This window comes from Gemmatimonas aurantiaca T-27 (assembly GCF_000010305.1).
In the GTDB taxonomy this organism is placed as follows: domain Bacteria; phylum Gemmatimonadota; class Gemmatimonadetes; order Gemmatimonadales; family Gemmatimonadaceae; genus Gemmatimonas; species Gemmatimonas aurantiaca.
This window is the reverse complement of the sequence record NC_012489.1, coordinates 1,512,654-1,538,780: the sequence shown is the minus strand read 5'-3', so window position 1 is coordinate 1,538,780 and position 26,127 is coordinate 1,512,654. Positions and strand designations below refer to the sequence as shown.

The window sequence follows — 26,127 nt, the reverse complement described above, 5'->3', positions numbered from 1 at the left end:
GCCCTGTTCCTCTGGTCCCATCACCACCGCCAGCTCAGGGGGCCAGCAACGAGCGGATCTGTTTCACGGCATAGTCGACCTTCAGGTCGAAGATCTTTTTCCCCAATGCCTTGGTGCTCTTCCGGGCATCACCGGTGATGCCGTTGTTCTTCCGGGGCACACTCGGATCGGGACGCTGTCCCCGTGGCAGAATCGGGTCCCCTTCGGCGTTGGGCAGCTCCTTGAGTCGCACCCACTCCGCACCGCCCAGGTAGAGCATCTCCGAGGTGTCGATGATGCTGGCGTGGCCGCCCCCCGAGAGCTTCTGCTCGTCGAGCCACTTGCTGAAGTCGTCGTTGGCCTTGCTGTACACATCATCGCAGTACACGACGCGGATGCCCTGCGCTGCATACTTGTCGGTCAGTTTCTTCGCGACCTCGACATACACGTTGGGCTGCCCACCACCGTGATCGCCCATCAGCACCACGTTGCGAAAGCCGGTGGTGATCGCCTGCTCACTGATCCGCTCGAGAATGGCGGCGAGCAGCTCGGGTGTGAGACCGATGGTGCCGGGCAGCGTGGCGCTGGCGTTGTTGGGGGTGTACGGCAACACGGGCATGGCAATGGCGTTGCCCAGTCCCAGTGCGATGCCTTTCACGGTGGCGCGGCCCATCAGATTGTGGCCGCCGTTCACATTCTGCGGACCACGCTGTTCAGTGCCACCGGTGTAAAACAGTGCCGTGGTCTTGCCGTCGGCGAGCGCCTGCTTCACCTCGGGCCACGTCATCATTTCGAATTCCACATTGGGCGTGCCACGTGCCGGCGCACGCTGGGCATGCCCCGCTGACACCACCGCGAAAGTGCTGAGCACGAGCGCGGCGAAAAAGGGGACGACGTGTGCGGGCGTCTTACGCGATGGACGCGTGTTCGAGTGTGGCATGAGTGATCAGTGCGCCTGGGTGGGCGAGGCGGGATCGATCGGCGATGCCGATCTGTGAGGTTACGCATGGCCGCGGTGTCACCGTTGTCCGAGCAGATCTCCGCCAGTCTCCGACAGATCATGACCGGGAAAACGGTGTCTGGAACGGGACCCGCGGCATAGACTTCGGGTATGGGGCACCGGCGGTGTCTATCCGGTATCCCTATGCGTCGACGGGACCACCTCCCGTGGAGGCACTGGCGATATCCACTGGTGTCCAGGCACGGCTACCTGTGCCGAGAGTTTTTCGAGTGCCTTTCGAGCGTTTTGCCCCCGTATCATGCAGACGATGCTGACCCGATTTCTGCCCTGCGTTGCGGTGGCGGCCCTGCTCCTCGCTCCCGGTGCGTCACTGGGCGCCCAGGTGAAGAAGCCGGCCATTCCACCCAAGACCACACCGGTCGTCCCGCCCAAGCCGGTCGTGACGGCACCCGTCGCGACCCCTGGGGGCCAGCCGGTACTCGCACGGGTGAGCGGTGTCGTATTCGACAGCATGGCCTATGCGCCACTGACCGAGGCGACCGTCCAGTTCGTGCTGGCGAAGGATCCGTCCAAGGTACGGTCGGCACGGTCCGACTCCTCGGGGCACTACGCGATCGACTCCCTGCCGGTGGGCATCTACCTGGTCGGATTGGTGCATGGGCAGATGGATCGTTTTGGGCTCGACGGCTTCGCTCTGCCGGTGAATGTGGCCGAAGGGGGTGAGGTTGAGCTGCCCTTGGGTTTGCCGTCACCAGAGACGTTCCGGACCTCCAAATGCCGAGACCAGGGACCGGGGACGCCTACCGGCGTGTTCGTGGGCATGGTGCGATCCGCACGTGGTCAGTCGCTTGGCGGCCCGGCCCGCGTGCGGGTGCAATACACGGAAACCACGGTCAATGCAGGCGCCATGGAGCGCCGCCGCCCACTCCGTACCGTAGAAGCGTCCCCCACAGGCAGCTTCACCTTGTGTGGCCTGCCGCCCGACGCGCTGCTCACCACCCGCGCCTACGCGGGCACGGATTCGAGCGGGGTCGTGGAGCTTCGTGTGCCAACGAGCGGCATCCTGATCCGCGATATGTATATCGGGTCTGCCGAGCGGGTCGTGACGCGTGGCGCCAGCGGGTCGACCACGACCCTGCGTGGCGAAGGACGCCTGCGCGGCATCGTGCGGGATACGGCGGGCCGGCCACTGCTGGGTGCACGGGTGTCGATGCCCGGCAACGGTGCTGAAGGGGCCGCGACCGGCGGCGGACAATTTCAACTCGACAGTCTGCCTGGCGGCACCTGGATGCTGGAGGCCCGGGCTGTCGGCTTCCAGCCTCGCCGTGTGGCGGTCGACGTGATGGACAATGGTCTCGCGATGACCGAGATCTCCCTCGAGGCCGTCGCCCCCACGGTGGATACGGTACGCGTGCAAGCCGACAAATGGAGCGCGCAGATGGCTGGCTTCGAGTCGCGGCGCAAGATGGGCTTCGGCCACTTCTTCGACGAGAGTTTCCTCGAACAGCGCAATGCCCGCACCATCGCCGATGTGCTGCGGCAGGCGCCCGGCGTTTCCATCAATCCGGGGCAGAACAGCCGCGATCAGGTCACCATGCGTGGCACCAGTGGAACCGGCAAGTGCATTCCGGCCCTGTTCCTGGACGGCGTGAACACCATGTCCACCGACGGGGTGATCGACAACGTGGTCAACCAGTCGGATGTGCGTGCGATCGAGGTGTACACCGGCACCGGCAGCATCCCAATCGAGTTCCAGACCCGCAACGGCTGTGGCTCAGTGGTGATCTGGACGGGTGGACGCCGACCGCCGACGCGCTCACCGGGCCGCTAGTCGAGAACTGCCGGGACGTATTGGACGTGCTTCGCGGACAGACGCATACGCGCCTGTCCGCGGCCCATCAACGCCCCATCAATCGTCGTAACCGACGACGAGATTCCGGCCGGCCTGCCGTGCCCGATCGACCGCGGTGCCAGCCGTGGACAGCAACCCATCCACACTGGTAATGGGCTCGGTGACTTCGGCCACGCCAATGGACAGCGTAGCGCGCACGCCTTGAAAGTCGCCGCCAAATACATGGCGCTGCATGCGCTCTCGGATACGCTCGGCGAGAACCAACCCACCGCTCAGCTCCGTGCTGGGTAGCAATACCGCAAACGCTTCGCCGCCCACACGACCCACCACGTCGGTGTTGCGCGATTCCTGACGACACACCCACGCAATGGCGCGCAGCCATTCGTTGGCAAACGCTTCACCACGCTGCTCGACGTGATCGCGGAAGTGATCCGGGTCGACGAGCAGCATGGTGAGTGGCTGACTGTATCGACGCGCGCGCGCCACTTCGGACTGCGCCACATCGAAGTAGGCCCGTCGCGCCAACACCCCGGTGAGGTAGTCGGTGTTGCTCGATGCGTCGTCGCGGATCTGCTCTTCGAGTTTCCGCCGTTCCGACACGTCGTGCGAAATGACGGAATATCCGGTGGTCTCGCCGGCCGCATCGCGCAACGCCGTGACCACGGTGCTGGCCCAGAAGGTCGTGCCGTCCTGCCGTGCGCGATGGCCTTCTTCTTCACACCATCCATTGTGCGCGGCCAACGCCAACGTATCCGTGAGATAGCTGCCTCCTGCCTGTTCCTGCGGCAGGAGAGCGGTCATGCTCTTGCCGATGATGGCCGAGGCAGACCACTGGTGCACCCGTTCCGCTGCCACACTCCAACTGTCGATGCAGCCTTCGCGGTCGAGCGAATAGAACGCGTAGTCCCGTACCGCTTCTTCCACGGCCCGCAGGCGTTGCTCGAGACGCGACACGGTGCCCTGCGCCACGGCCAGGCCGGATGCATCCGTGGCCACCGCGACGATACGACCGGTGGCCACTTTGACGAGCGACAGGAACACCCCGATGTGCTGGCCGGGCGCAAGCAACTCGAGATTTTCGATGATGACCCCACGCGGGGCATCGAAGCTGCGCACTCGCGCCGACAGGTCCGGGGCAACGTTGCTCAGCGCGGTGAACAGGTCCTCGAGTGAGCCGGCCCGCGTGAACGGGGTGAGCAAGCGCCGCGCCGCCAGATTGGCCACTTCCACGCGGCCGTCCTCGTCCACCTCGACGAGGCCGACCGGCGAAAGCAGGAACAGATCCAGCAGCGCTTCCGGGCTCACGCGTCGCTCTCCGGCTCACTGGCTGCCGGGGCCGATGCGGGAGCCGGCACCAGGGCGCGGCTTCGCACTTCGTCCTGTAGGCGTGCGAGGAAGGCATCGGCCGAGAGGATCTCCTGCTTCTTGCCCGCCCCGCGGGTGCGTAGCGCCACCGTGTTCTCCTCCGACTCGCGTCGTCCGATCACACACATGTACGGCACCTTCTCCACTTCGCCTTCCCGCACGCGATAGTTGAGCGTTTCGTTGCGCGCATCGAGCGTGGCGCGAATGCCCGCCGCCTTCATGCGATCGACCAGCGCCTGCCCATGCGCATTGAAGTCGATCGCGATCGGAATGACGCGCACCTGCTCCGGCGCCAGCCACACCGGGAATGCCCCGGCAAAGTGCTCGATGAGAATGGCGATGAACCGCTCGAACGATCCACTCACCGCACGATGGATGACCACCGGGCGATGCGGCGCATTGTCCTCGCCCGTGTAGGCGAGTTCGAAGCGCTCGGGGGCGTTGTAGTCGAGCTGGATGGTGCCGAGCTGCCAGGCACGGCCGATCGAGTCGGTGACATCAAAATCGATCTTGGGGCCGTAGAACGCGCCGTCACCTTCTTTCATCTCGTACGAACGGCCGGTGCTTTCCAGCGCCGCCTTGAGAGCCGCTTCCGCACGATCCCACAGCTCATCGCTGCCGATACGCTGCTCGGGACGCGTGGCGAACTTGAGGTTCGCCTTGAGGCCGAACGTGTCGTAGTACGAAAGAATGAAGTCCATGAGGAACTTCACTTCGCTCTCGATCTGGTCTTCGCGCAGGTACACATGGCAATCGTCCTGCGAGAACTGCCGCACCCGCGTGAGCCCCGACAAGGCCCCCGACAGCTCGTTGCGGTGCAGCACGTCGAACGTCACGAAGCGCACCGGCATCTGCCGATACGAGTGTTTCTCCGACGCGAACAGCACATGGTGTGACGGGCAGTTCATGGGCTTGAGCGACATGTCGTGCTCACCCGTCTCGTTGTCGAGCACGAGGAACATGTTCTCCTTGTACTTGCCCCAGTGCCCCGACTGCTCCCACAGCTTCTTGTTGTACAGCAGCGGCGTCTTGATCTCCTGGAACGCCTCCTGCTGCCGTTCACGCACAAAACCTTCGAGCGTGTTGTACAACGTGGTGCCCTTCGGCGTCCAGAACGCGGCGCCGGGCGCCTGCGGGAAGATCTGGAAGAGCCCGAGCGCCTTGCCCAGTACGCGGTGATCGCGCTTCTTGGCCTCCTCGAGATTGTGCAGGTGCTGCTCGAGTTCGTCCTTCTTGAAGAAGGCCGTGGCGTAGATGCGCTGCAGCATCTGCCGCTTCACATCACCGCGCCAATAGGCGCCGGCCGTGTGCAGCAGCTTGAAGTGCTTGAGGTGCGACGTGTCGGGCACGTGCGGCCCACGACACAGGTCGATGAACGGACCGTCCGTGTACGTGGAGATCACCTCGTCGGTGCCTTCGAAGTCGGCGAGCCGTTCGAGCTTGAGCGGATCGTCGACAAACAGCCCCTTGGCCTCTTCCACCGACACTTCGGCGCGCACGAACGGATACTTCTCGGCCGCCACCTTCTTCATCTCGGCTTCGAACGCCGCCAGATCTTCGGGCGTGAACGGCTTCTCGACTTCGAAATCGTAGTAGAAGCCGTCGTCGATGGCCGGACCGAAGCCGATCTTGGCATCGGGACGCAGCCGGCGCACGGCCGTGGCCAGAATGTGCGCCCCCGAGTGACGCAGCACGGCCAGCGCGCGGGGATCCTTGTCCGTGATCACGACAAACGCCCCGGACTTCCGGAGTGGCGTCATCAGGTCCTGCACCTCGCCGTCGACGGCCACGGCCACGGAGGCCTGGAGCAGACGGGTGCCAATCGACCCCACGACGTCCCGGGCCAAAGTACCGGTGGGTACCTCGCGCGTGGAACCATCGGGGAGTGTCAGGACAATCAAAGCGTTGTCGGCGGGCACAGCGGAGGACGGACCGGCGATCATCGGGAACCAGCGGAGATGGAGACAGTGAGCATACCGGCGCAGGACATGACGCCCTGCGCGCTCCCTTCACGAAGACGCTGAAGTTATCCTTCGACAGCGAGTTACGCCAAGTTATCGAGTGCGTCGCGGCCCACCGTCACACAGGGCGACGCACGTCCTAGGAGATCGTGCCAGCATGCAGAATCGACGCCGCCCTGCGCGGCAAGCAAAGACCGGACGCATTGTCCTCGTGGCCCTCGGCGCCGTAGCCGGTCTGGCCATCGGCATGCTGCTGGCCGACCGCATGGGCGGCCTCGAAGCGCTCAAGCGCTCACCATCACGTCGGCGGCATCGGCAGAACGGGTGGCGAACCGATCAGCACCGTTCGGAATCGTTCGACGAATTGCCGGACGACCACTCGGAACTGGCTCCGGAGGCCATTTCGCACCTGCATCTGGCCGAACACTTTGTCGATCAGGCCCCGCGGCTGGCTGAGACCCGGCGCTCCGGAAACCGGCAGACGACCTCTCGTCGAGGGCAGTCCACCCGCCCGGCCGCGGACCCGTCCACGGGTCGCGCGTCGTCCGCCCAGCCCGCCGCGTCCCTCGATGAGTTGGAGGAGCGGGTGCTGGACGCCTTCCAGAACGACCCCATTCTTGCCCACCGCTCCATCGACATCGGGGCCGTTTCGCCCGGCGAGGTGGAGCTCACGGGATGGGTCGCGGCGGCCACCGAAATCGACTACGCCCTGACCATCGCCCGGGGTGTGCCGGGGGTGGAGTACGTGCTGAATTCCCTGAGCGCCAACGCGGACGCCGTCGATTGACTGGCGTTTGACGGTCGATTGATCGTATGACGTCGGGCGTCGTTATCTTCCCCGGATGACTGCGCCCGATCCCAATTCGTTGCCCTCCACGTACGACGCGGCCTCCACGGAAGCCGCCTGGTACCCGCGCTGGACTGAACACGGTGTCTTCACCGCTGATCCGGCGCGGGCCGCGACCCACGAACCATTCGTGATCGTCATCCCGCCGCCCAACGTGACGGCGGTTTTGCACATGGGGCACGGTCTCAACAACACCGTGCAGGACGTGCTCATCCGCTGGCGCCGCATGGCGGGCGACGAAGCACTCTGGGTGCCCGGTACCGACCACGCCGGCATCGCCACGCAAAATGTGGTGGAGAAACAACTCGCCGCCGAAGGGCATTCGCGCTTCGACGTGGGCCGTGAGGCCTTCGTGGAGCGCGTGGCGCAGTTCGTCGACAAGACCGGCGGTGAGATCCTGAACCAGCTCAAGTCCATCGGTGCCAGCGCCGATTGGACCCGCACGGCGTACACCTTCTCGCCCGAGCTATCGCGTTCAGTGCGCGAGGCGTTCGTGCGCCTGCATGAAGATGGGTTGGTCTACAAGGGTCACCGCGTCATTCACTGGTGTCCGCGCTGCGGTACATCGCTGTCGGACGAAGAGGCGGAGTTCACCGACACCACCGGCAAGCTGTATCACCTGCGGTATGTGTTGGCCGACGATCCGTCGCAGTCCATCACGGTGGCCACGACGCGTCCGGAAACGATGCTGGGCGACGTGGCAGTCGCGGTGAATCCTGAGGACGAGCGCTATCAGGCCATGATCGGCAAGGAGGTGATCCTGCCGCTCAATGGTGTGCGCATCCCGATCATCGGTGACACGTACACCGATCCGACCTTCGGTTCGGGCGCGGTGAAGATCACGCCGGCGCACGATGCGAACGACTTCGAAGTGGGCAAGCGTCATGCGCTGTCCATGCCCGTCATCATCGATGCCGAAGGTGTGGTGCGTGAAGTGGAGGGCGCGGCGGGACGTGTGCCGGCCGAACTCAATGGCGTCGAGCGTTTTGCCGCCCGCAAGGCGATTGTGGCGATGCTCGAAGCGGCCGGCGCGCTGGTGAAGATCGAAAACCACCAGCACAGTGTGCGGCATTGTTATCGCTGCGACACGGTGGTGGAACCGCTTCTGTCGGACCAGTGGTTCGTGCGCATGCAGCCGCTGGCCGACAAGGCGCTGGCCGCACTGCGGACGGGCGAGCTGCGCATTTTGCCGGAACGCTGGGAAGCGGTGTACGTCAACTGGCTCGAAGGCATCCGCGACTGGAACATCTCGCGGCAGATCTGGTGGGGCCATCGGGTACCCGTGTGGTACTGCAACGCCTCCTGCGGTCATGCGCCCATCGTGTCGCGCACGGACGTCACGAGCTGTCCCGGTTGCGGTGGCACCGTGCGTCAGGACGAAGACGTACTCGACACCTGGTTCTCGAGCTGGCTGTGGCCCTTCAGCACACTGGGCTGGCCCGACGACACCCCCGACCTGCGCGCGTTCTATCCGGGCGATGTGCTCGTCACCGCGCCCGAGATTCTGTTCTTCTGGGTGGCGCGCATGGTGATGAGCGGCTGCTGGTTCCTCGACAAGCCGCCGTTTCACACGGTGTATCTGCACGGCACGGTGCGCGACATGCAGCACCGCAAGATGTCCAAGTCACTGGGCAACGGCATCGACCCGCTCGACGTGGTGCGTCTCTATGGTGCCGATGCGCTGCGCTGGACGATGGTGGCCGGTCTCGGTCTTGGTGTGGATGTCATGCTCGACCCCACCGATCTCGAGAAGTCGTTCGCGCCGGGTCGCAATTTCTGCACGAAGCTGTGGAACATCGGCCGGTTCCTGCTCTCGCGTGTGGGGCCGGAACCGGTGCAACCCATTGACAGCATCGACCCAGCGTCACTCACGGCTGCCGATCACTGGATTCTCGAGCGACTCGATACCGCCATCGCCGATTGTGATGCGGCGCTTGGCCCGGCCCGTCCGGCCAATCTGGCCACGTGGAGCGAGGCCGAACGGTATCGTGGTCTGCGCCTCTCGGAGTACGCAGAAGCGGCCCGACGGTTTGTGTGGAACGAGCTGGCCGACTGGTATCTCGAAAGCGTGAAGCCGCGTCTGGCCACGGAAGGCGCGGATCGTGAAGTGGCGCGCGCCGTGCTGGCCCACGCATTCGATGGCGCGCTGCGTCTTCTGCAGCCGGTGGTGCCGTTCATCACCGAGGAGCTGTGGCAGCAGTTGCCACAGACGCCGGCCAAGGCCTTCATCGCGCAGTCGGCGTGGCCGGTGGCGCGCACCCAGCGCAGTGGCTCCGGTGCCGTGTTCGAGCAGGTCCGGGAAGCGGTACAGGCCATCCGTCAGGTGCGTGCCGAAAACAACGTGCAGCCCGGTGCATGGGTCGATGCCGTGATCGTGGGACCCGCCACCGCGCGCGAAGCCCTCGTGCCCGTGATCGAGACGGTGGGGGGACTGGCCCGGGCGCGGGTCACCCTCGCCGAACAGAATCCTGGCGGGGCCGCGGCACAGGTGCTGCTGTCCGGGGGTATCGAGCTCGTCGTGCCGCTCGCCGGCATGATCGACCTCGACAAGGAGAAGCAGCGCTTGCAGACAGAACTCTCGCAACTGGAGAAGCAGCTCACGGCCCTCGAAGGTCGCCTGGCCAACGAAGGATTTGTGGCCAAGGCTCCGCCCGCGGTGGTGGAGGCGGAGCGGGCCAAGGCGGCGGACTGGCGTGCGCGTGCAGGTCAGTTGCGGGACAAACTCCAGGCGCTGGGCGCGTGATCCGGCGGCTGGTGGCGTGGGCGGTGGCGCTGGTCGCAGGAACGGCCTGCGCCAATCAGGCGTTGCCGCCTGGTGGCCCGCCGGACACGGCGGGGCCGGTCATCGTGCGAATCACCCCGGAGATCAATTCCGTGGGCGCGGTGCCGAAGTCGGTGGAGCTGCGTTTTGACGAGGTGATCAGCGAGATCCCGCGTGGTGCCACCAATCTCAGTGAGCTGGTGTTCATCAGCCCCAAGAGTGGTGACGCGCGCGTGAACTGGAGTCGCAGCCGCATCACGATACGACCGGAGCGAGGCTGGAAGCCGAACACGGTGTATTCGGTGCAGATCAAGCCGGGCATCCAGGATCTGCGCAACAACGGCATCGACTCGATCATCCGCATCGTCTTCTCGACCGGTGGCGAGATCCCCGACACCCGTATCGGGGGCGTGGCCTTCGACTGGTTTGCGGCCAAGGGGCTGGCGAGTGCGGTCGTGGAAGCCGTGGCATCCGACAGCACGGTGTATCAGGCGGTAGCCGATTCTGTCGGTCGTTTCGAGCTGCGCAACCTGCCGTCCGGTCCGTACGTGGTGCGCGCTTACGCCGATCGCAACAGCAATCGTGATCTCGACCCCTTGGAGATGTGGGATGAGACCACGGTGACGCTCACACAGGAAGCGCGCACCGAACTGTACGCATTTGGGCATGACACGGTGGGACTGCGCATCACGGAAGTCGCGGTGCAGGACAGCAACCGTGTGCTCAAGGTGGTGTTCGACAAGCCGTACCCCAACGATCTGCAGTTCTCCACCGACATGATCGTGGTGACGCGTGCCGATTCGACGCCGGTGGCCGTTCAGAGTGTACAGAACGCTCTGGAGAAGACGATCAGGGATTCCACACTGGCGAAGCAGCGCACGGACTCCATTGCGGCCGCCGCCGAGGCCAAGCTGGATACCAGTCGCGTGGCGCGGCTGCGTCGCGATTCACTGCTCACGGTGCGGAGGCAGGACAGCCTCGCCGCGGCGCAGCGTTCGGCACTCGAACGCCAGCGCGCGGCGGCGCGTGCGCGTGGTGGCCGTATCGTGCCCGTCGACACCACACCGCCGCCCAAGATGTCGCGACCGCGGGTGTACAACGAGATCTTCGTGACACTGGCGGCGCCACTGCCCTGGCAAACGCAGTACCGCCTGCAAACGATCGCCGTGCGCAGTCTGTCAGGTACGGTCAAATCGCCATCGCGCAATTTCGCCACGCCACGTGCCCCCCGGGTGGACTCGGCGGCGGCGCGTCGTGACTCGCTGGCCCGGCGCGATACCACCGCAGCGGGTCGCGCACCCGCGCCCCGCCCCGACACCTTGCAACGCCGATGAGCCGCCGATGACCACCAGTGCGCGCACGGCGCTGTTCATCGATCGCGACGGCACCCTCATCGCCGACGCGCACTATCTCGCCGATGCCTCGCGGGTGGTGCTGCTCCCCGATGCCGTGGCCGCCGTGCGCCGCGCCAACGAAGCGGGCGTGCCGGTGGTGATCATCACGAATCAGTCGGGCATCGCACGGGGCCTCATCACCGAGGCTCAGTACGATGCGGTGCGCGACCGCACGGTGGCGTTGCTGGCGGCGCAGGGCGCTGAGGTGCTGGCGACGTACCACTGCCCCCACGAAGCGCGCACGCCACCCGTGTGCGACTGCCGCAAGCCGGGCATTGGTCTCTACCAGCGTGCGGCGCAGGAGCACCAACTGTCGTTGCCACATTCCGGATACATCGGGGATCGCTGGCGCGACGTGCAGCCCGCCATTGCCACGGGCGGTGTGGGTGTGCTGGTGCCCGGCATCGAGACGCCGGCAGCCGACGTCGAAACCGCCCGATCGTCATCCGAGCCGCGTGTTTTTTTGGCTGACCGGTTACTCGAGGCGGTCACCATTTCTCTGGCCACCGTGGGCCAGGCGCACCACCATGGCGAAATCACGCGAGGCCGAGCGCCGGCCTGACCGGACCGGACGCCCCTGTGAAGCACCCGTTGCCGTGCATGCCCCTGCAGCGAGGCGGCCCGAACCGATAGTTTGGGAACATGATCGCCGACCCTGCCCCGTCCACTCGGACCGCTGACGCGGCGGCGAGCGCTGCGCCAATGCGTATCGCCGTGTTGGCCTCCGGCGGTGGTTCGAATCTGCAAGCGCTCATCGATCACTTTGCCGCAGCAGGCGCGCCCTACGGGCGTATCGTGTTCGTGGCCTCGGACAAAGCCACGTCGGGTGCACTCACCCGTGCCGCGGCTGCGGGCATCGCCACCGGCGTGGTGGCCGTCCCGCAGGATGGCAATGCACTCGTCGAGCAGTTGGCCAACGCCGGCGCGGAGCTGCTGGTCCTGGCGGGCTATCTCAAGCTGATTCCCGCCGCCGTCGTGCAGGCCTATCACGGCCGCCTGATCAATGTGCATCCCGCGCTGCTGCCAGCCTTCGGTGGTCCGGGCATGTACGGTCAGCGCATCCACATCGCGGTGCTCGAACATGGTGCCACCGTCACCGGTGTGACGGTGCACTTCGTGGACGAGCACTACGATCGCGGCCCCATCATCGCGCAGTGGCCCGTGCCGGTGTTGCCTGCCGACACACCGCAGTCACTTGGGGCCCGGGTGTTGCACATCGAACATCGCCTGTTCCCGCTCTGTGTTGCCGCCGTGGCCTCCGGCTCGGTGGTCCTGGGCGATGACAACCGAGTGCATGGCCACCTGCCCACACCAGTGAGCATTGCCACGCACGACTGGCGGTTCAGCATTGCCCCGGATGACACCGAGCCGCTGTCGGCATCGGCATTCGGAGCCGATCTCGCGCGACTGTTTCCGCGCTGATCGGCTTCTTTCGTTTCGACTATTCCAGCGTTCTTCGACCGGATATCCCTACATGCGCGCGTTGCTTTCCGTGTCCGACAAGTCGGGCCTGCTCCCTTTTGCCCAGGGCCTCGTGGCCAAGGGCGTCGAACTGGTATCCACTGGCGGCACGGCGCGCATGCTGCGTGATGCCGGTCTGGCAGTCAAAGACGTCAGCGAGATCACGGGCTTTCCCGAGATGCTCGACGGACGTGTGAAGACGCTGCATCCGGTGGTACACGGTGGCCTGCTCGCGCGCCGTGACCTGCCCGAACACATGGACGCCATCAAGGCCCACGACATCGGTACGATCGACCTGGTGGTCGTGAACCTGTATCCGTTCCGCGAGACCGCCGCCAAGCCGGGCGTGCACGCGGAAGAAGTGATCGAAAACATCGATATCGGCGGCCCGTCGATGCTGCGTTCGGCAGCCAAGAACTTCACGTCGGTGTGGGTCATCGTCGATCCGTCGGACTACGCCAAGGTGCTCGACGTGATCAACGCCGACAGCGACGATCAGACGCTGCGCACGCTGCTGGCCGAGAAGGTGTATGCACACACCAGCGGGTACGACGCCGCCATCGCGCAGTGGTTCGCGCAGCAGCGTGGTGAGCCGTTCCCCGATCGGTATCCGTTGTCGTTCGAGAAGCAGCAGTCGCTGCGCTACGGCGAGAACCCGCAGCAGCGCGCGGCGTTCTACGTGGAGAAGCCGGGCACGGGCCTCGGCGCGCTCGTACAGCGCGGTGGCAAGGAACTGTCGTTCAACAATCTGCTCGATCTCGAAGGCTCGCTGCTGGCCATCGAGCCGTTTGGCGATCAGCCGGCGTGCGCGATCATCAAACACACCACGCCCTGTGGCCTCGCCACGGGTACCAACGCGCTCGACGCCTACAAGAAGGCGTTGGCGTGTGATCCGGTGAGTGCCTTCGGCAGCGTGATTGCCTTCTCGGTGCCGGTGGACGTGGCCGCCGCGGAAGCCATCTCCAGTCTGTTCGTGGAATGCATCGTGGCGCCGAAGTTTGCCGACGAGGCTGTGGAGATTCTGGTCCGCAAGAAGAACCTGCGAGTGCTCGAAGGGAAAGCATCGTGGCCCGCCGGCACGATGGATCTCAAGCGGGTGCGTGGTGGCCTGCTGGTGCAGGATCGTGCCCCGGCGCCGTCGGAGCCCGCGCAGTGGCAGGTGGTGTCATCACGCCAGCCCACGTCGCAGGAGCAGCGCGACCTACTGTTCGCGTGGAAGTCGGTGGCGAGTGTGAAGTCGAACGCCATCGTGCTCGTGCGCGACGGCGCCACCATCGGCATCGGCGCTGGCCAGATGAGCCGCGTGGACGCCAGCTTCGTGGCCGTGCACAAGGCCACGTCGCTCGGCCATGCAACGACCGGCTCCGCGTTGGGATCGGATGCATTCTTCCCGTTCCGCGACGGCATCGATCAGGCTGCGGCAGCGGGCGTGACGGCCATCGTGCAACCCGGTGGTTCGGTGCGTGACGCCGAAGTGATCGCGGCAGCCAATGAACACGGCATCGCCATGGTGTTCACCGGCGAGCGACTGTTCCGTCACTAGCCACAACACCAACGGGCGCTCCACCGCAGGAGCGCCCGTTTTGTGGGTCCCATGTCGCCCCGCGGCAGAACTAGTGGGCCGCGCCGGAATTGATATTCGTGCGCGACACCCACACCGGATTGGCATGTTCGCGTGCGACGCTGGTATGACGGCGCAGGTCGGTGCCCGACGCATCCACGCTGTACACCTGCCAATTGTAGAAATCCCCGAGAATCTCGTGCGCTGAAATGAAGGCGAGGCGCTTGCCATCGGGTGACCAGGATGGCGCACGCTGCACATCGTCCAACTCGTTCTCGAGCAGCGCATGTTCGGCGACCGGACGCGCATGCCCATCGAGCTGCACCGCCCAGAGATCCCCACGCGCCGCCGCACCGCGCCGCACGAACGCCACACGCGCTCCATCGGGCGACCACGCCGGCTCCGTGTCCGAGCCCGTGGTGTCGATGGTGAGCGCCAACATGGCCGTTCCGTCCGCGCGCATGGACTCGAGGCGTGACACTGCATAGCCGTCGCCATCGCGCTGTTCACGGGCGTACGCGAGACGGTACGCCCCGTCGATGCGACGCGGCGACCAGGCCGGTGACGCGTATGACATGCGTCCACGCTCGGCGGCCGTCAATCGCGTGAGGTTGGAGCCGTCCAGGTTCATCACGTAGATGTCACCCGGATTGAAGAGGCCCACCGGACCGCCGGGCTGCCATCCCCGAAACGCCACCTGCGTGCCATCGGGGCTGATGGCCGCCTGATCGGCAAGCAGTGCCGAAAACGCGGTGGAAAGAATGGCGCCGGGCATCTGGGCCCGCATCACACTGTCGAGGGTCGCCTTGCACAGCGTGGTGCCATGCCCCGTGGTGCATGTGAATACCATCAGCCGCCCGTCGGAGGACACACTGGCGTCGAAGACACCACTGAAGTCCATGACGCGACGCACGGTGTCGGCAGGTGTTTCCGCGGGCACGTCCTCAGACAGCAATCCGCCCACGGGCGTCGTCGTATGCGCCAGCCATGGCCGCTCGAACGACGCCGCGTCGGTCCCCCACTGGTCGAACAACAGGGTGTAGACATCACGCGCCGGCGGCGCGGGTGTGACGGGCGTCGTCGGTGTGGGGGTCGCCAGCGAGTCTTCGGCCGAGGGTCGGGCGGGACTGTCCGGGGCCGTCAGCACGGCCTGTTCACTGCAGGCGGACAGGGCAGCGGAGAACACCGCGCAGGCCGCGGTGGAGAGCAGACGAAAGCGCCGCCACGAGGGGCGCGGGTGAATCATCGGTAACATCGGCATTCCGGATCTATGCGTGCAGAGGGAGCTACGGTCTCTGCTCAGCCGTACCCACCGGTGTATCACATCGTCACGGCCGGCATGGGCACGTTCCCGGTCTCGCGCGTGTCGGAACATCACCAGCCGGTTGTGCCCCCCCGCCCTCCCGGCGACCTTTCAGGATTGCCAAAGCCCGGGGCCGCCACGGCTCCCGGGTGCCACACCCTCCGTCCTGGTTCATGACTGTCGCAGCCACCGCCACCGCGGCGACGGCCCGCACCGCCAGCGTTTCATACGCCGGTGCCGCCGAACTCGACTACCGCCCGTCCTATCTGGCCGCCGCCATCGCGGGGCTGGTGACCTTCCTGTTGTATCTGGTCACCCTCGCCCCCACGACGTCCATGTGGGATACCAGCGAGTACATCGCCGCCGCTTACGTGCTCGGCTTGCCGCACCCACCAGGCAACCCGTTCTTCGTGTTGATCGGTCGTGTCTTCAGCGTGCTGCCGATCGCGCCCACCGTGGCCATGCGCATCAATGTGCTGGCCGCGCTGTCGAGCGCCGTCTCAGCGTCGCTCTGGTTCCTCGTCACCGAACGGGTGCTCGTGGGCTGGATGCCCCGCCGCTGGCAGCGCATCATGGGCGGCTCGCTCGCCGTCCTGATCGGCGCCACCGCATTCACGGTGTGGAACCAGTCGGTCGTGAACGAGAAGGTCTACACGGTCTCTCTGGTCGGACTCGCGGTCATCTGCTGGCTCACGGTGCGCTGGTGCGATGATCCGGAAGGCCCGATGGCGGATCGCCTGCTGGTGCTGGTCGCATATCTGTGTGGTCTGGGCTACACCAACCACATGGCCGGCATGCTGGCCGTGCCTGCCGTGGGCTTGGCCGTCCTGATCCGCCGACCGCAGACGCTGCTCCGCTGGAAGCTGCTCGTGGCCTGCGCCGTGGCTGTTGGCTTCGGCATGACGCCGTTTGCCACGCAACCCATTCGCGCGGCGCACTTCCCGGCCATCAACGAAGGCGAACCCACCGCCTGCGCCACCGAGATCGCAGTGGATTGTACGTTCAGTCAGCTCACGTACGATCGCTTCATGTACAACTTCAATCGCGGGCAGTACGGCAAGCCGGAACTCGGCGAACGCCAGGCGCCGTTCACGGCGCAGCTCGGGATGTACTGGTTGTACTTCAAGTGGCAGTGGCTGCGTGACGCCTACAACGAACATCCGGGCGCACAGAACGGCCTCGCCGTCTTCTACTTCATCCTCGTCCTGTTGGGCGGGTGGATGCACTACAAGAAGGACCGACGAAGTTTCTGGTTCTTCGGGCCGTTGGTGTTCACCATGACACTGGGGCTGATTTTCTATCTCAATTTCAAGTACGGCCATTCGCAGGCCCCGGAGCTCGGAGACTCGGTCCCCCGCGAGGTGCGTGACCGAGACTACTTCTACCTGTGGAGCTTTTCGGCGCTGAGCGTGTGGGCCGCGCTGGGCATGTTCTATCTGTGGGAAACGGTAGCCACGCTGTTTGGCGCCGATGAAGTGCGGCTGGGCAAGGACACCGTGCTCGAGCCGCGTCCGCGCAGCTTTGCGCTGGCGTCACCGCTGCTCGCTATCGCTTTTGTGCCGCTGATCGGCAACTGGACCCAGGCTTCACGTTCCGGCCAGACCGACACCGGCGACTTTGCGCACGACCTGCTCAATTCGGTGGAGCCCTACGGCATCCTCATCACGGTCGGCGACAACGACACTTTCCCGCTCTGGTATGCGCAGGAAGTCGAAGGCATCCGCAAGGATGTCATCGTGGCCAACACGTCGTTGCTCAACACGGACTGGTACGTGCGGCAGCTCATCCGCCGTGCTCCGTCGCCGTACGAACCGGACAAGGGACCGGAGCTCTATCGTGCCATGGGTGCCGCCGCCACCATGCCGAAGGGTTCGCCCATCAACATGACGTTCGAAGAAGCCGACGCACTCCCGCTGGCCATTCAGACGCCGGAGAACGCCGCCTTCGTGAAGGGCGAGATCATCGCGCAGCCGCGCACACCGCAGCTCATGAAGGCCGACCAGATCGTCTACTTCATGATCCGCGACGCGTTCCCGCAGCGCCCGATCTACTTCAGCCGCACCGCTGGTGGCTACCCGTATGAGCTCGGCCTCGAGCGCTATGTGATCACGCACGGCATGGCGAAGAAGCTGATGGACAAGCCCATCGAGCCGTCACCGGACGTCATGATGGTCCAGGGTGAAGGCATCGTGGACGTGAAGCGCAGCTACGAACTCTGGAACAGCGTCTTCACGGCCAACAAGTCGCTGGCCAAGCGGAACGGTTGGGTGGATGACGCGTCCGTTGGCATCCCCGATCTGTACGTCATCAGCGGCATCACGCTGGCGGAAGCGCTGGCGCAGATGGGACAGACGGCGCGCTCCGATTCGGTGTACCAGCAGTCGAAGGGCATCGCCACGGCGATGCGCCGCTCCGCCCTGTTCGGATTCGATCGGCAGCCCAATCTCCCGGTGACACCGGGTGCCGACACCGCCGCGCAGCAACTGCTGTTGCCGCCGGCTGGCGACAAGCAGTAAGTCCGCAGAAACGCCCGCTTACGCGAAAGCAGAGGAGCTTCCGTGCATCGTCTTGTGAATCGTTTGTTGGCTGCTGGTTCCGTTGCCGCCGTGGCCACCGCGTTCCCGGCCCTCGCGCAGGCGCAGGGCTTCCGCGGCGGTACGCAGATCAAGCCGGGTGAAGAATGCCCGGCCGGCATGACCGAGATTCGCCCGCGCACCTGCATGGCACCGGAAAAGCCGGCGCCCAGCATCGTGGACTATCGCCCCAAGTCCACACTCAAGGTGCCGGGCACCATGAACATGAAGGCCAAGTTCCCGGTGGTGGATTTTCACGGTCATCCATCGGGGCAGCTTGGCAGCGTGGACGCGATCGAGCGCATGGGCAAGACACTCGACTCGCTCAACGTGCGCCTGATGATCGTGGCCAACAACGTGTCGGGAGATCAGCTCGCCAAGGGTGTGGAGCTCGTGAAGGGCACCACCACCATGAAGGATCGTGTGCGCTTCCTCACCGGCATCAATTTCAATGGCGCCGGATCGCCTGAATGGGCGGCCAAGGCCGTCGCGCAGCTCGAGGCCGATGCCAAGGCCGGCGCGGTGGGCATCGGCGAAATCAGCAAGGGCTTCGGCCTGTCGCAGAAGAAGGCCGACGGCTCGCGCCTCAAGCTCAACGACCCTTCGCTCAAGCCGGTGTGGGACGCGGCGGCGCGACTCAAGTTGCCGGTGTTCGTGCACACGGCCGACCCGCAGGAATTCTTCCGCGAAGTCGACAACACCAACGAACGCTGGCTCGAGCTCTCGCTGTTCCCCGATCGTCGCTATCCGCAGGATCGCTATCCGAGCTTTGAACAGCTCATGAACGAACGCGACAGCCTGTTCCGCGCCAACCCGAAGACCACCTTCGTCACCGCGCACCTGGGCTGGCACGCCCACGACCTCGGTCGACTCGGCAAGATGTTCGACGAAATGCCGAACCTGAACGCCGAAATGGGTGCGGTGTTGTACGACATCGGCCGTCAGCCGCGCGCGGCGCACGACTTCTTCGTGAAGTACCAGGACCGGCTGCTCTTCGGCAAGGACAGCTATCAGCCCGAAGAGTATCCGTACTACTGGCGCGTGTTCGAAACGCGCGACGACTACTTCGACTACTACCGCGACTACCACGCCTTCTGGAAGCTCTACGGCATCGATCTGCCCGATGTGGTGCTGAAGAAGATCTACTACCAGAATGCACTGCGCATCATGCCCGCGATTCCCACGGCGGGCTGGCCGAAGTAATCCAGCGCGGTACGACAACAAGAAGCGGCCCGGAGCAATCGTATCCGGGCCGCTTTGCTGTTACGGTGTGCTTACGATCACCAGCTCGTTGTTCCCACCGGTCTGGAGCACCACTTTGTACGTCTGTCGGGGTTGCAGGAAGAATGGCGACCACCGGCATCCAGCAGTGCCACAGGTCCACACATTGACCGTGAGCGGTGCGGAGGTCGCCAGCGTGGCCGTCTGCCCTGGACGCAGCACGCCGCCAGGTGAAAGCGTGATGTCGCCGTGATAGTCGTTTCGAATGGTGAGGACACTGCGGGACGTCGTCAGCCCGACATCACTTCGCATGGCCTGATCCCAGTCACCCGTGAAGTGCCACCAGTTGGTCATGCCCCCACCGGTGGCGGGGATTTGGTTGCCACGGCCCGGCATGTTCTGCATCCAGTAGATGTACCACTGGGATTCATCACGCTGCGCGATTTGCCGCTCGCCAGGCGCCAGCGCCGTGGGCCAACGATAGGGGAGTGTGGCCCACGTCTCGAGTGACACCTCGGATGTCGCTCCGCCACCGGGCCGCCAATCTGCAATGTCACTCGCCACACGGCGGGTGTTCAGATAGTCATAGTCCGTCAGCGTATTCGGAGGCATGTGCGTCCACCCGGCCCGGCCCATCGTATACGAGTTTGCTGCACTGCGACCGACGAACTCCGTCCAGAATATTCCCGGGTCGATGTGGCCGAGGATGGCTTCGAGCTGATGCCCGTGATTGTGCACCGCCTCTGCCTGCGTTCTCGCGAAATTGTAGCCGTACACCGTGTACGTGCGATTGAAGACCGGAAGATCGTCCTGAGATCGTGCACTGTTCGAGATGTCCCCGGTGACCGGGCTGGACATGTTCGATTCTGGCTGTTCGAACTTCTCCGAGTGGTATCCCCACACCCAGAATTCTTTCACGCCCCGCTGTTCCACCCAAGTTCGGGCATTGGCCGCCTCGAGGATTCTGTGGTAGTCGGGAAAGTAGTGCCCACGATTCCAGGGCACTTCCTGCCCTCGGGTGAAGTGCTCATACACGGTCACAATGTGAAGCACGCGGTATCCCACCGATGGCAACGCCGTCGCATCGCGATACCCTCGAAAGCGGCTGCCTTCCTCGAGCATGAACTTGACGCGTTCCTCCAACACCGTGATGCGGGACCGTACTTCGTCCAATGTCCCCCGCATACTCGCCTCCACCGAGTCCACACGTCGACCGTCGAGCGTTGGCAGATACCTGATGATCACCACAGGGATCTCCCACGACGCGTTCGCCGCAGGAGTTGCCAGGAATGGAGGAATGGGTTCGAGCCTTCGCGTGCCGACGACCACACGATGCGGTGGAGATGTGGGACCGTTCGGGACACTGGCGGTGATTGTGGCATCTCCAGCCCGAAGCGCCCGGATCATCGAGGATCGCTCGATCGCAACCACCTGCGGGTTGCTGCTCGTGATGACCACGGGCACATCCATGATCGCATGCCCGTTCTGATCGCGGACAACGACGGAGGTCAGTGCAGAATCACTGACCACCATGGAATCGGAAAGCTGACCGCGTAGCTGGAGTGTGGCGGGAAGTTGACGCACCGAGGCTTCTCCGCTCCACCGAACCGCGTCGACTTGTGCGTGCACCGTCGCCGTACCGTTCCCCACCGACACGAACCGACCGCCGTCCAGCACGCGCACAACCTGTTCGTTGGAGCTCGACCACTGCAACACCGCGTCGGCCACCGGCACGCGGTTGGCGTCCACCGCAAGTACCGGGAACGTGCTCGTATCGCCGAGCGACGCGAACTGCCTGCTGCTGGATGCGCTGGATAGCGCTGAGACACGTTGCCGGACCTGTACCTCCACCACGGCGGACAATGCCCCCGAAGCGACCCGCGCTTGTGTCGTGCCATTGCGCCGCGCGACAACCACTCCGGTCGAAGAAACCGTTGCCACGGCCGTGTCCTGCATGGTCCACTGCACATCAGCCGATGGCATCTCGCGTCCACGCTGATCCCGCACCGTGGCCGTCACCGTGGCGGTGTGGCCGATCGCCGACAATTGAACCGTCTGCTGCGAAACGGCGATGACGCTGGCCACCGATGGATCCGGCGGTGGAGGTGGTGGTGGCGTAACGATGCCATCACCGGTCGAGCCACCGCAGGCGCCGCAGACAACGGCAGCGAGCAGCAGCAGAGCCACGTTGGGACGCAACGAGTGCGCGATGGGCCTCCAGCGGTGGCTTGAGAACACGGACCCCCTCCAGGAAATGGACGTGCCTTCCAATCGGTCGTTGAGCAATTCCCGGCGAGCATTCATCGCCACGCCGCCATTGGCAATGGTGCATCCAGCCCTAGAGGTTCGCCACCCGAAAAACAATGCGGCCCGGAGAAATCCTCTCCGGGCCGCTTTTGCATCACATCAACTTCGTGACATCAACTTCGTGGGTCAGTCGTCGCTACGCCCCTGCAGACGCGAGAGCAGACGCAGGAGTTCGAGATACAACCAGATCAGCGTCACCATCAGGCCGAAGGCACTGAACCACTCCATCGACTTCGGGGCGCCCATACGCACGCCTTCTTCAATGCGATCGAAGTCGAGCACCAAGCTGAGTGCCGCCACACCGGCAATCACCACGTTGATGCCGATGCTCAGCATGCTGGTCGAACCGAAGTAGCCGATGTTCACGCCGAACAGACCCAACACCATCGAGCCGATGTAGAACAGGCCGATACCGACGATCGCGCTGAACATCATGCGCTTGAAGCCAGCCGTCGCACGAATGACGCGGAAGTGATACAGCGCGAACACGCCCGCCGCGACACCAATGGTCAGCATCACCGCCTGCTGTGGCAACCCGGCATACTGCGCGTTGTAGACCGCTGAAATGGCACCCAGCAGGATGCCCTCCAACGCCGCATAGATGGGGGCCGTCCACGGTGCCGTCTGCGGCTTGAAGATCGCGATCATCGCGAAGATGAAGCCACCGATACCACCCACCAGCATGGCCGGCATGACCAGATCGGTGCGGCCGCTGGCAACCTTCTGCCAGACGAGCGCGGCGGAAAAGCTGAGCACCGCCAACAGCATCAGGGCCTTGGTGGCGGTCCCCGTGACCGTCATGGTCTCGGAGCGGGAACCACTGACAGTGGCGCGTGCCGCATCGGCGAAACGCGCGAGCATCGGATTACTGGAGCGCATGGTCGTGTTGAAAGGGACGGGACTGAGCGCGACCCGCAGGCCGCACCGGGAAATCATACACCGATGAGCCGGGAAACGATCGGATCCATGCCACCGCGCAGGGGGTCACAGACCGGCACCCCCAGTTCCTGGCCCACCTGCTCCCGGTACCGAGCCCATTCCTCGTCCCCCAGCGACGAGGAATTGATGCTCACCCCCGCCAATTGCACCTGGCGATTCGTGATCCGGGCGTTCACCAGGTACTGCTCGGCCGCGACCGAAAGCGCCGGAATCGGGAAGCCGGGACGGTATTCGATGGTCTTGCGGGTCGGATCGTGGCACAGCACCAGAAAATCGGGCTGCGAGCCATGCAGCAGCCCCAGGGTCACCCCGGCATAGGCCGGATGGAACAGCGACCCCTGCCCTTCGATCACGTCCCAATGGTCCGAATCATTGGCAGGCGACAGCACCTCGGCCGCACCAGCAATGAAATCGGCCACCACCGCATCGATGGCGATGCCCTGACCGGCGATCATGATGCCCGTCTGTCCCGTGGCGCGGAACGTCGCTTTCTGTCCCCGGGCATGCAACGCATTCGTGAGGGCGAGGGCTGTGTACTTTTTGCCGAGCGCGCAGTCGGTGCCCACCGTCGCCACCCGCAGTCCCGAGCGCTTGATGCCGGTGCCCGCGGGAAAAGTCGTGGTGCTGTGCCGTACATCATGCAGCGACACGCCATGACGGGCGGCGGCGGCCACCAGCGACGGAAACGATGTGAGCCGGGTGTGCATCCCGCTCACGATATCAAGCCCGGACACAATCGCAGCTTCGAGATCAGGCAGCCAACTGTCGGGAACCCTGCCCCCAACCGAGGCAATGCCGATGACCAGGCTGCCCGCGCCACGCGCCGCCGCATCGGCAGGGGAAAGCCGGGTGAGTCCCACGCTGACCGTCGCGGCCGGGAGACTCCATTCGCCAACGACATCGGCAGGGCACCAATCACGGAGACCACACGCCGTCTTGGCATCGGTGGGATGCTGCGCGTCGCCCAGATACAGCAGATATGGCTTGCGAAGTTGAGGCATATCGAACGCTACGCAGCGGTTCTCGATGACGCCACCGGCTGCCGCGAGGCCCTCGATTCCCGCCCTCTGCGCAGCATCGTAGTATCCGTTGCATGATCGAACTCGCCGAACTCCAGTCACGTGTCGCCCGCGGCCTGCCCGGCCTGCTGGGCATCCGCATCACGCAGATGAGCGACGGAGAACTCCATGCCGAGTTGCCCCTGCGGGCAGACTTGATGGCCGTGAACGGCTACCTGCACGCCGGTACCGTGGTCTCGCTGGCCGACACCGCGGCCGGATTCGGCTGTGTTGCACACCTGCCAGCAGGCGCCGAGAGTTTCACCACCATTGAGCTCAAGACCAACCACATCGCCACGGCCCGGGAAGGCACCGTGTTGTGCGTCGCGAGACTGGTGCACGGGGGCCGCATGACGCAGGTGTGGGATGCAACCGTCACGCATGCGGAGAGTGGCAAGGTCATCGCGCACTACCGCGCCACGCAGATGATCCTGTATCCGCGCGGATAGATACGGTTGGTTCTTACTGCACGCAGGGGACATTGGGGAACTTCAGCAGGACCGCCGGCTTGTGCTTGTGCCGATTCTGCACCACGCCGAGGCGGATACCGAGTTCACCGTGGCGCGTGTCAATAGAGCGCTTGGTGCCAACGCTCTGCCGGTGACCGATCTCCGCCATGATTTCCAGCATGGCCGCGATTTGCTTGGGGGATGGCTTCTCTCTCATCGGTGCTCCTGAATGCGCGTCACTTTATATGGATCAAGAGCCACACCGGCTCACTGTTTGTCGATGCACCAACATCGGAAATTCTCCCGGCCAGGACCATTTCACTTTTGGGCGATCTTTCCGTACCCACGACGGCGGGCCACGGGATGCCCGACATCAGGGTATGGGAGCGTCACGACAACACCGCCCGCCATTGGCCGTACTCGGAGATCAGAATGCCGGTGCCTTTCGACGTGGCCCGAAAGAGCCACGGGACCATCCACTCCGGAAACTGACTGACCGCTCCGACATACCGCGTCTCACGCACCCCGCCAATGCCAACACTGTACTGACCATCCTGCTGTCTCCTCACGGAGAATTCAAAACTGCGCGTGGTGTGGGGGTTGGGCGATCCCGTACGCGCTTCCACCCATTCGAAGAACTGGTCCATTGGCAGGATCCTCCCGATGTGTGTTGAAGCGGTGATCAGGGTGATACCCGAGCGTAGTGAAGCAGGATCATCGCGGACAATGGGCGATATCGCTCCGATGTGAGCCGCGTTGCATTGATGCAACTCACACCGTTCGGCCCATCGTGGTGACCGGCCATCGTGCCTGCGAGTCCGCGGTTGTCAATTCAGCGATGTCTTGTCAAATCAATTTTTATTGATACAATTAAACTATGCCAGCCACCGCCCCCAACCTGACCCGATCGGCGCAACTGTTTCATGCACTCTCCGACGAGACGCGTCTGGGCATTCTCCATATGCTGACGGATGGAGAACGGTGTGTGTGTGACCTGCAGGATGAGCTCGACGCGGCGCAGTCCCGTTTGTCGTTCCACCTTCGGGTGTTGCGTGATGCCGGGCTGGTGACCGATCGCAAAGAAGGGCGCTGGTCATACTACCAGATCGTTCCTGAGGTGCTGATGGAAATGCAGACGCTGATCGTGACCCTTCGTCCTTCCCGGCGGAAATCGCCCCCAATCGCCAACTGCTGCGGTTGAATGGCATCGATCGGCCCCGTGCGTCGTTCCGCACTCAACATATCAACATTTTTTGATGGGGTTTCTGATGACCGATTCTGCGGTGACCAATATCGTGCGGGAGAAGTACGGCGAGGCCGCACGGAGAGTCTTGCAATCGGAGGGTTCGGCGAACTGTGGCCCTGCCAGTTCGTGCTGCGGCGGCACGGCTTTCAACGGCAGCGTTGATCCGATCACATCGAATCTCTACGTGAGTGGCGAGACCAGTGAGCTGCCGGACAATGCCGTGCTGGCCTCTCTGGGTTGCGGGAATCCCACGGCGCTGGCCGAACTGGCCGAGGGAGAGACGGTGCTGGATCTGGGCTCGGGAGGTGGCATCGACGTCATTCTGTCTGCCCGACGCGTCGGCGCAACAGGTAAGGTGTTTGGCCTGGATATGACGGATGATATGCTCGCCCTCGCTCGGCAAAATGCGGAGGAAGCGGGCGTCACCAATGTGCAATTTCTCAAAGGCCACATCGAAGCGATTCCGTTGCCAGACAACTCGGTGGACGTGATCATCTCCAATTGTGTCATCAATCTCTCTGGCGACAAGGAGATGGTGATCAACGAGGCATTCCGGGTACTCAGGCCCGGCGGTCGGTTTGCCGTGAGTGATGTGGTGGTGCGTGGCACGATGCCCGACGATGTGCGCCGCAGTATGGAGCTGTGGGTGGGCTGCGTTGCTGGTGCATTGGAGGAAGCTGAGTTCTATCGACTGCTCGCCGGTGCGGGATTCACGGATGCAGATATCGAACCCACACGTGTCTATCGCGTTGAAGATGCCCAGCAGTTCCTCACCGAGTCCAGATTGGACACGGCACATGTCGCTGCGATGGACGGCAAGATCATGGCCGCCTTTGTGCGTGCGACCAAACCGAAGAGCTGCTGTGGTCCTGACTGCTGTCCGTGAAGC

21 protein-coding genes are annotated in these 26,127 nt (G+C 64.3%); 12 read left to right on the top strand and 9 right to left on the bottom strand.

Going from position 1 to position 26,127, the window contains the following annotated elements:
• Positions 1 to 34: 34 nt before the first annotated feature.
• The gene (locus tag GAU_RS06575) at positions 35 to 850 is read right to left on the bottom strand and encodes a creatininase family protein (RefSeq protein WP_169307610.1); all 816 of its coding nucleotides are present in this window, start codon (positions 848 to 850) and stop codon (positions 35 to 37) included.
• 397 nt (positions 851 to 1,247) lie between these two features.
• On the opposite strand from GAU_RS06575, the gene GAU_RS06570 reads away from it, so the two are divergent.
• Positions 1,248 to 2,771, top strand: coding sequence for a carboxypeptidase-like regulatory domain-containing protein (locus GAU_RS06570; protein WP_169307609.1), 1,524 nt, complete (start codon positions 1,248 to 1,250; stop codon positions 2,769 to 2,771).
• A gap of 78 nt (positions 2,772 to 2,849) precedes the next feature.
• Here the strand turns inward: GAU_RS06570 and GAU_RS06565 are convergent, their stop codons facing one another.
• On the bottom strand, positions 2,850 to 4,097 hold the full coding sequence (locus GAU_RS06565) for a sensor domain-containing diguanylate cyclase (RefSeq protein ID WP_012682775.1): 1,248 nt from the start codon (positions 4,095 to 4,097) through the stop codon (positions 2,850 to 2,852).
• A complete protein-coding gene (gene thrS / locus GAU_RS06560) occupies positions 4,094 to 6,100 on the bottom strand; it encodes a threonine--tRNA ligase (protein ID WP_052574282.1) in 2,007 nt (668 codons plus the stop codon). The genes GAU_RS06565 and thrS overlap by 4 nt, the downstream gene beginning before the upstream one ends.
• 175 nt (positions 6,101 to 6,275) lie before the next feature.
• Here thrS and GAU_RS06555 point away from each other — a divergent pair, with 175 nt between their 5' ends.
• The 6 genes from GAU_RS06555 to purH all read left to right on the top strand — a co-directional run bounded on the left by GAU_RS06555 (position 6,276) and on the right by purH (position 14,124).
• A complete protein-coding gene (locus GAU_RS06555) occupies positions 6,276 to 6,905 on the top strand; it encodes a BON domain-containing protein (protein WP_012682773.1) in 630 nt (209 codons plus the stop codon).
• 55 nt (positions 6,906 to 6,960) lie between these two features.
• Positions 6,961 to 9,708: a valine--tRNA ligase gene (locus tag GAU_RS06550; protein WP_012682772.1), complete on the top strand. Its 2,748-nt coding sequence runs from the start codon at positions 6,961 to 6,963 to the stop codon at positions 9,706 to 9,708.
• Positions 9,705 to 11,060: an Ig-like domain-containing protein gene (locus GAU_RS06545; protein WP_012682771.1), complete on the top strand. Its 1,356-nt coding sequence runs from the start codon at positions 9,705 to 9,707 to the stop codon at positions 11,058 to 11,060. The genes GAU_RS06550 and GAU_RS06545 overlap by 4 nt, the downstream gene beginning before the upstream one ends.
• 7 nt (positions 11,061 to 11,067) lie before the next feature.
• Positions 11,068 to 11,682: a D-glycero-alpha-D-manno-heptose-1,7-bisphosphate 7-phosphatase gene (locus tag GAU_RS06540; protein ID WP_012682770.1), complete on the top strand. Its 615-nt coding sequence runs from the start codon at positions 11,068 to 11,070 to the stop codon at positions 11,680 to 11,682.
• Between the two features lie 80 nt (positions 11,683 to 11,762).
• The gene (gene purN / locus GAU_RS06535) at positions 11,763 to 12,542 is read left to right on the top strand and encodes a phosphoribosylglycinamide formyltransferase (RefSeq protein ID WP_197526054.1); all 780 of its coding nucleotides are present in this window, start codon (positions 11,763 to 11,765) and stop codon (positions 12,540 to 12,542) included.
• A 52-nt stretch (positions 12,543 to 12,594) separates the two neighbouring features.
• Positions 12,595 to 14,124, top strand: coding sequence for a bifunctional phosphoribosylaminoimidazolecarboxamide formyltransferase/IMP cyclohydrolase (purH, locus tag GAU_RS06530; protein ID WP_012682768.1), 1,530 nt, complete (start codon positions 12,595 to 12,597; stop codon positions 14,122 to 14,124).
• A gap of 70 nt (positions 14,125 to 14,194) precedes the next feature.
• Here the strand turns inward: purH and GAU_RS06525 are convergent, their stop codons facing one another.
• Positions 14,195 to 15,388, bottom strand: a complete 1,194-nt coding sequence (locus GAU_RS06525; protein ID WP_041265329.1) for a TolB family protein — start codon at positions 15,386 to 15,388, stop codon at positions 14,195 to 14,197.
• A 230-nt stretch (positions 15,389 to 15,618) separates the two neighbouring features.
• On the opposite strand from GAU_RS06525, the gene GAU_RS06520 reads away from it, so the two are divergent.
• The gene (locus GAU_RS06520) at positions 15,619 to 17,961 is read left to right on the top strand and encodes a glycosyltransferase family 117 protein (RefSeq protein ID WP_012682766.1); all 2,343 of its coding nucleotides are present in this window, start codon (positions 15,619 to 15,621) and stop codon (positions 17,959 to 17,961) included.
• Positions 17,962 to 18,003: 42 nt separating this feature from the next.
• Entirely contained in the window at positions 18,004 to 19,221 is a 1,218-nt protein-coding gene (locus GAU_RS06515; protein WP_012682765.1) for an amidohydrolase family protein, read from the top strand.
• Between the two features lie 60 nt (positions 19,222 to 19,281).
• On the opposite strand, the gene GAU_RS06510 is transcribed toward GAU_RS06515, so the two are convergent.
• The 3 genes from GAU_RS06510 to GAU_RS06495 form a co-directional block, all read right to left on the bottom strand.
• Positions 19,282 to 21,477 (bottom strand): hypothetical protein, encoded by a 2,196-nt coding sequence (locus GAU_RS06510; protein ID WP_156798923.1) that lies wholly within the window; start codon positions 21,475 to 21,477, stop codon positions 19,282 to 19,284.
• 195 nt (positions 21,478 to 21,672) lie between these two features.
• A complete protein-coding gene (locus tag GAU_RS06500; protein WP_012682763.1) occupies positions 21,673 to 22,425 on the bottom strand; it encodes a Bax inhibitor-1/YccA family protein in 753 nt (250 codons plus the stop codon).
• A gap of 53 nt (positions 22,426 to 22,478) precedes the next feature.
• A complete protein-coding gene (locus GAU_RS06495; protein WP_012682762.1) occupies positions 22,479 to 23,486 on the bottom strand; it encodes a DUF1611 domain-containing protein in 1,008 nt (335 codons plus the stop codon).
• 92 nt (positions 23,487 to 23,578) lie between these two features.
• Between GAU_RS06495 and GAU_RS06490 the strand changes: the two genes are divergently transcribed.
• Positions 23,579 to 23,992, top strand: a complete 414-nt coding sequence (locus GAU_RS06490) for a PaaI family thioesterase (protein WP_012682761.1) — start codon at positions 23,579 to 23,581, stop codon at positions 23,990 to 23,992.
• Between the two features lie 13 nt (positions 23,993 to 24,005).
• Here GAU_RS06490 and GAU_RS22175 read toward each other — a convergent pair whose 3' ends face one another.
• Positions 24,006 to 24,209 (bottom strand): hypothetical protein, encoded by a 204-nt coding sequence (locus GAU_RS22175; protein ID WP_012682760.1) that lies wholly within the window; start codon positions 24,207 to 24,209, stop codon positions 24,006 to 24,008.
• Between the two features lie 172 nt (positions 24,210 to 24,381).
• Positions 24,382 to 24,639: a hypothetical protein gene (locus GAU_RS06485; protein WP_012682759.1), complete on the bottom strand. Its 258-nt coding sequence runs from the start codon at positions 24,637 to 24,639 to the stop codon at positions 24,382 to 24,384.
• Between the two features lie 230 nt (positions 24,640 to 24,869).
• Here GAU_RS06485 and GAU_RS06480 point away from each other — a divergent pair, with 230 nt between their 5' ends.
• Together GAU_RS06480 and GAU_RS06475 are read left to right on the top strand one after the other, a co-directional pair.
• The gene (locus tag GAU_RS06480; RefSeq protein WP_012682758.1) at positions 24,870 to 25,193 is read left to right on the top strand and encodes an ArsR/SmtB family transcription factor; all 324 of its coding nucleotides are present in this window, start codon (positions 24,870 to 24,872) and stop codon (positions 25,191 to 25,193) included.
• 67 nt (positions 25,194 to 25,260) lie between these two features.
• Positions 25,261 to 26,124 (top strand): arsenite methyltransferase, encoded by an 864-nt coding sequence (locus GAU_RS06475; RefSeq protein ID WP_012682757.1) that lies wholly within the window; start codon positions 25,261 to 25,263, stop codon positions 26,122 to 26,124.
• Positions 26,125 to 26,127 lie beyond the last annotated feature (3 nt).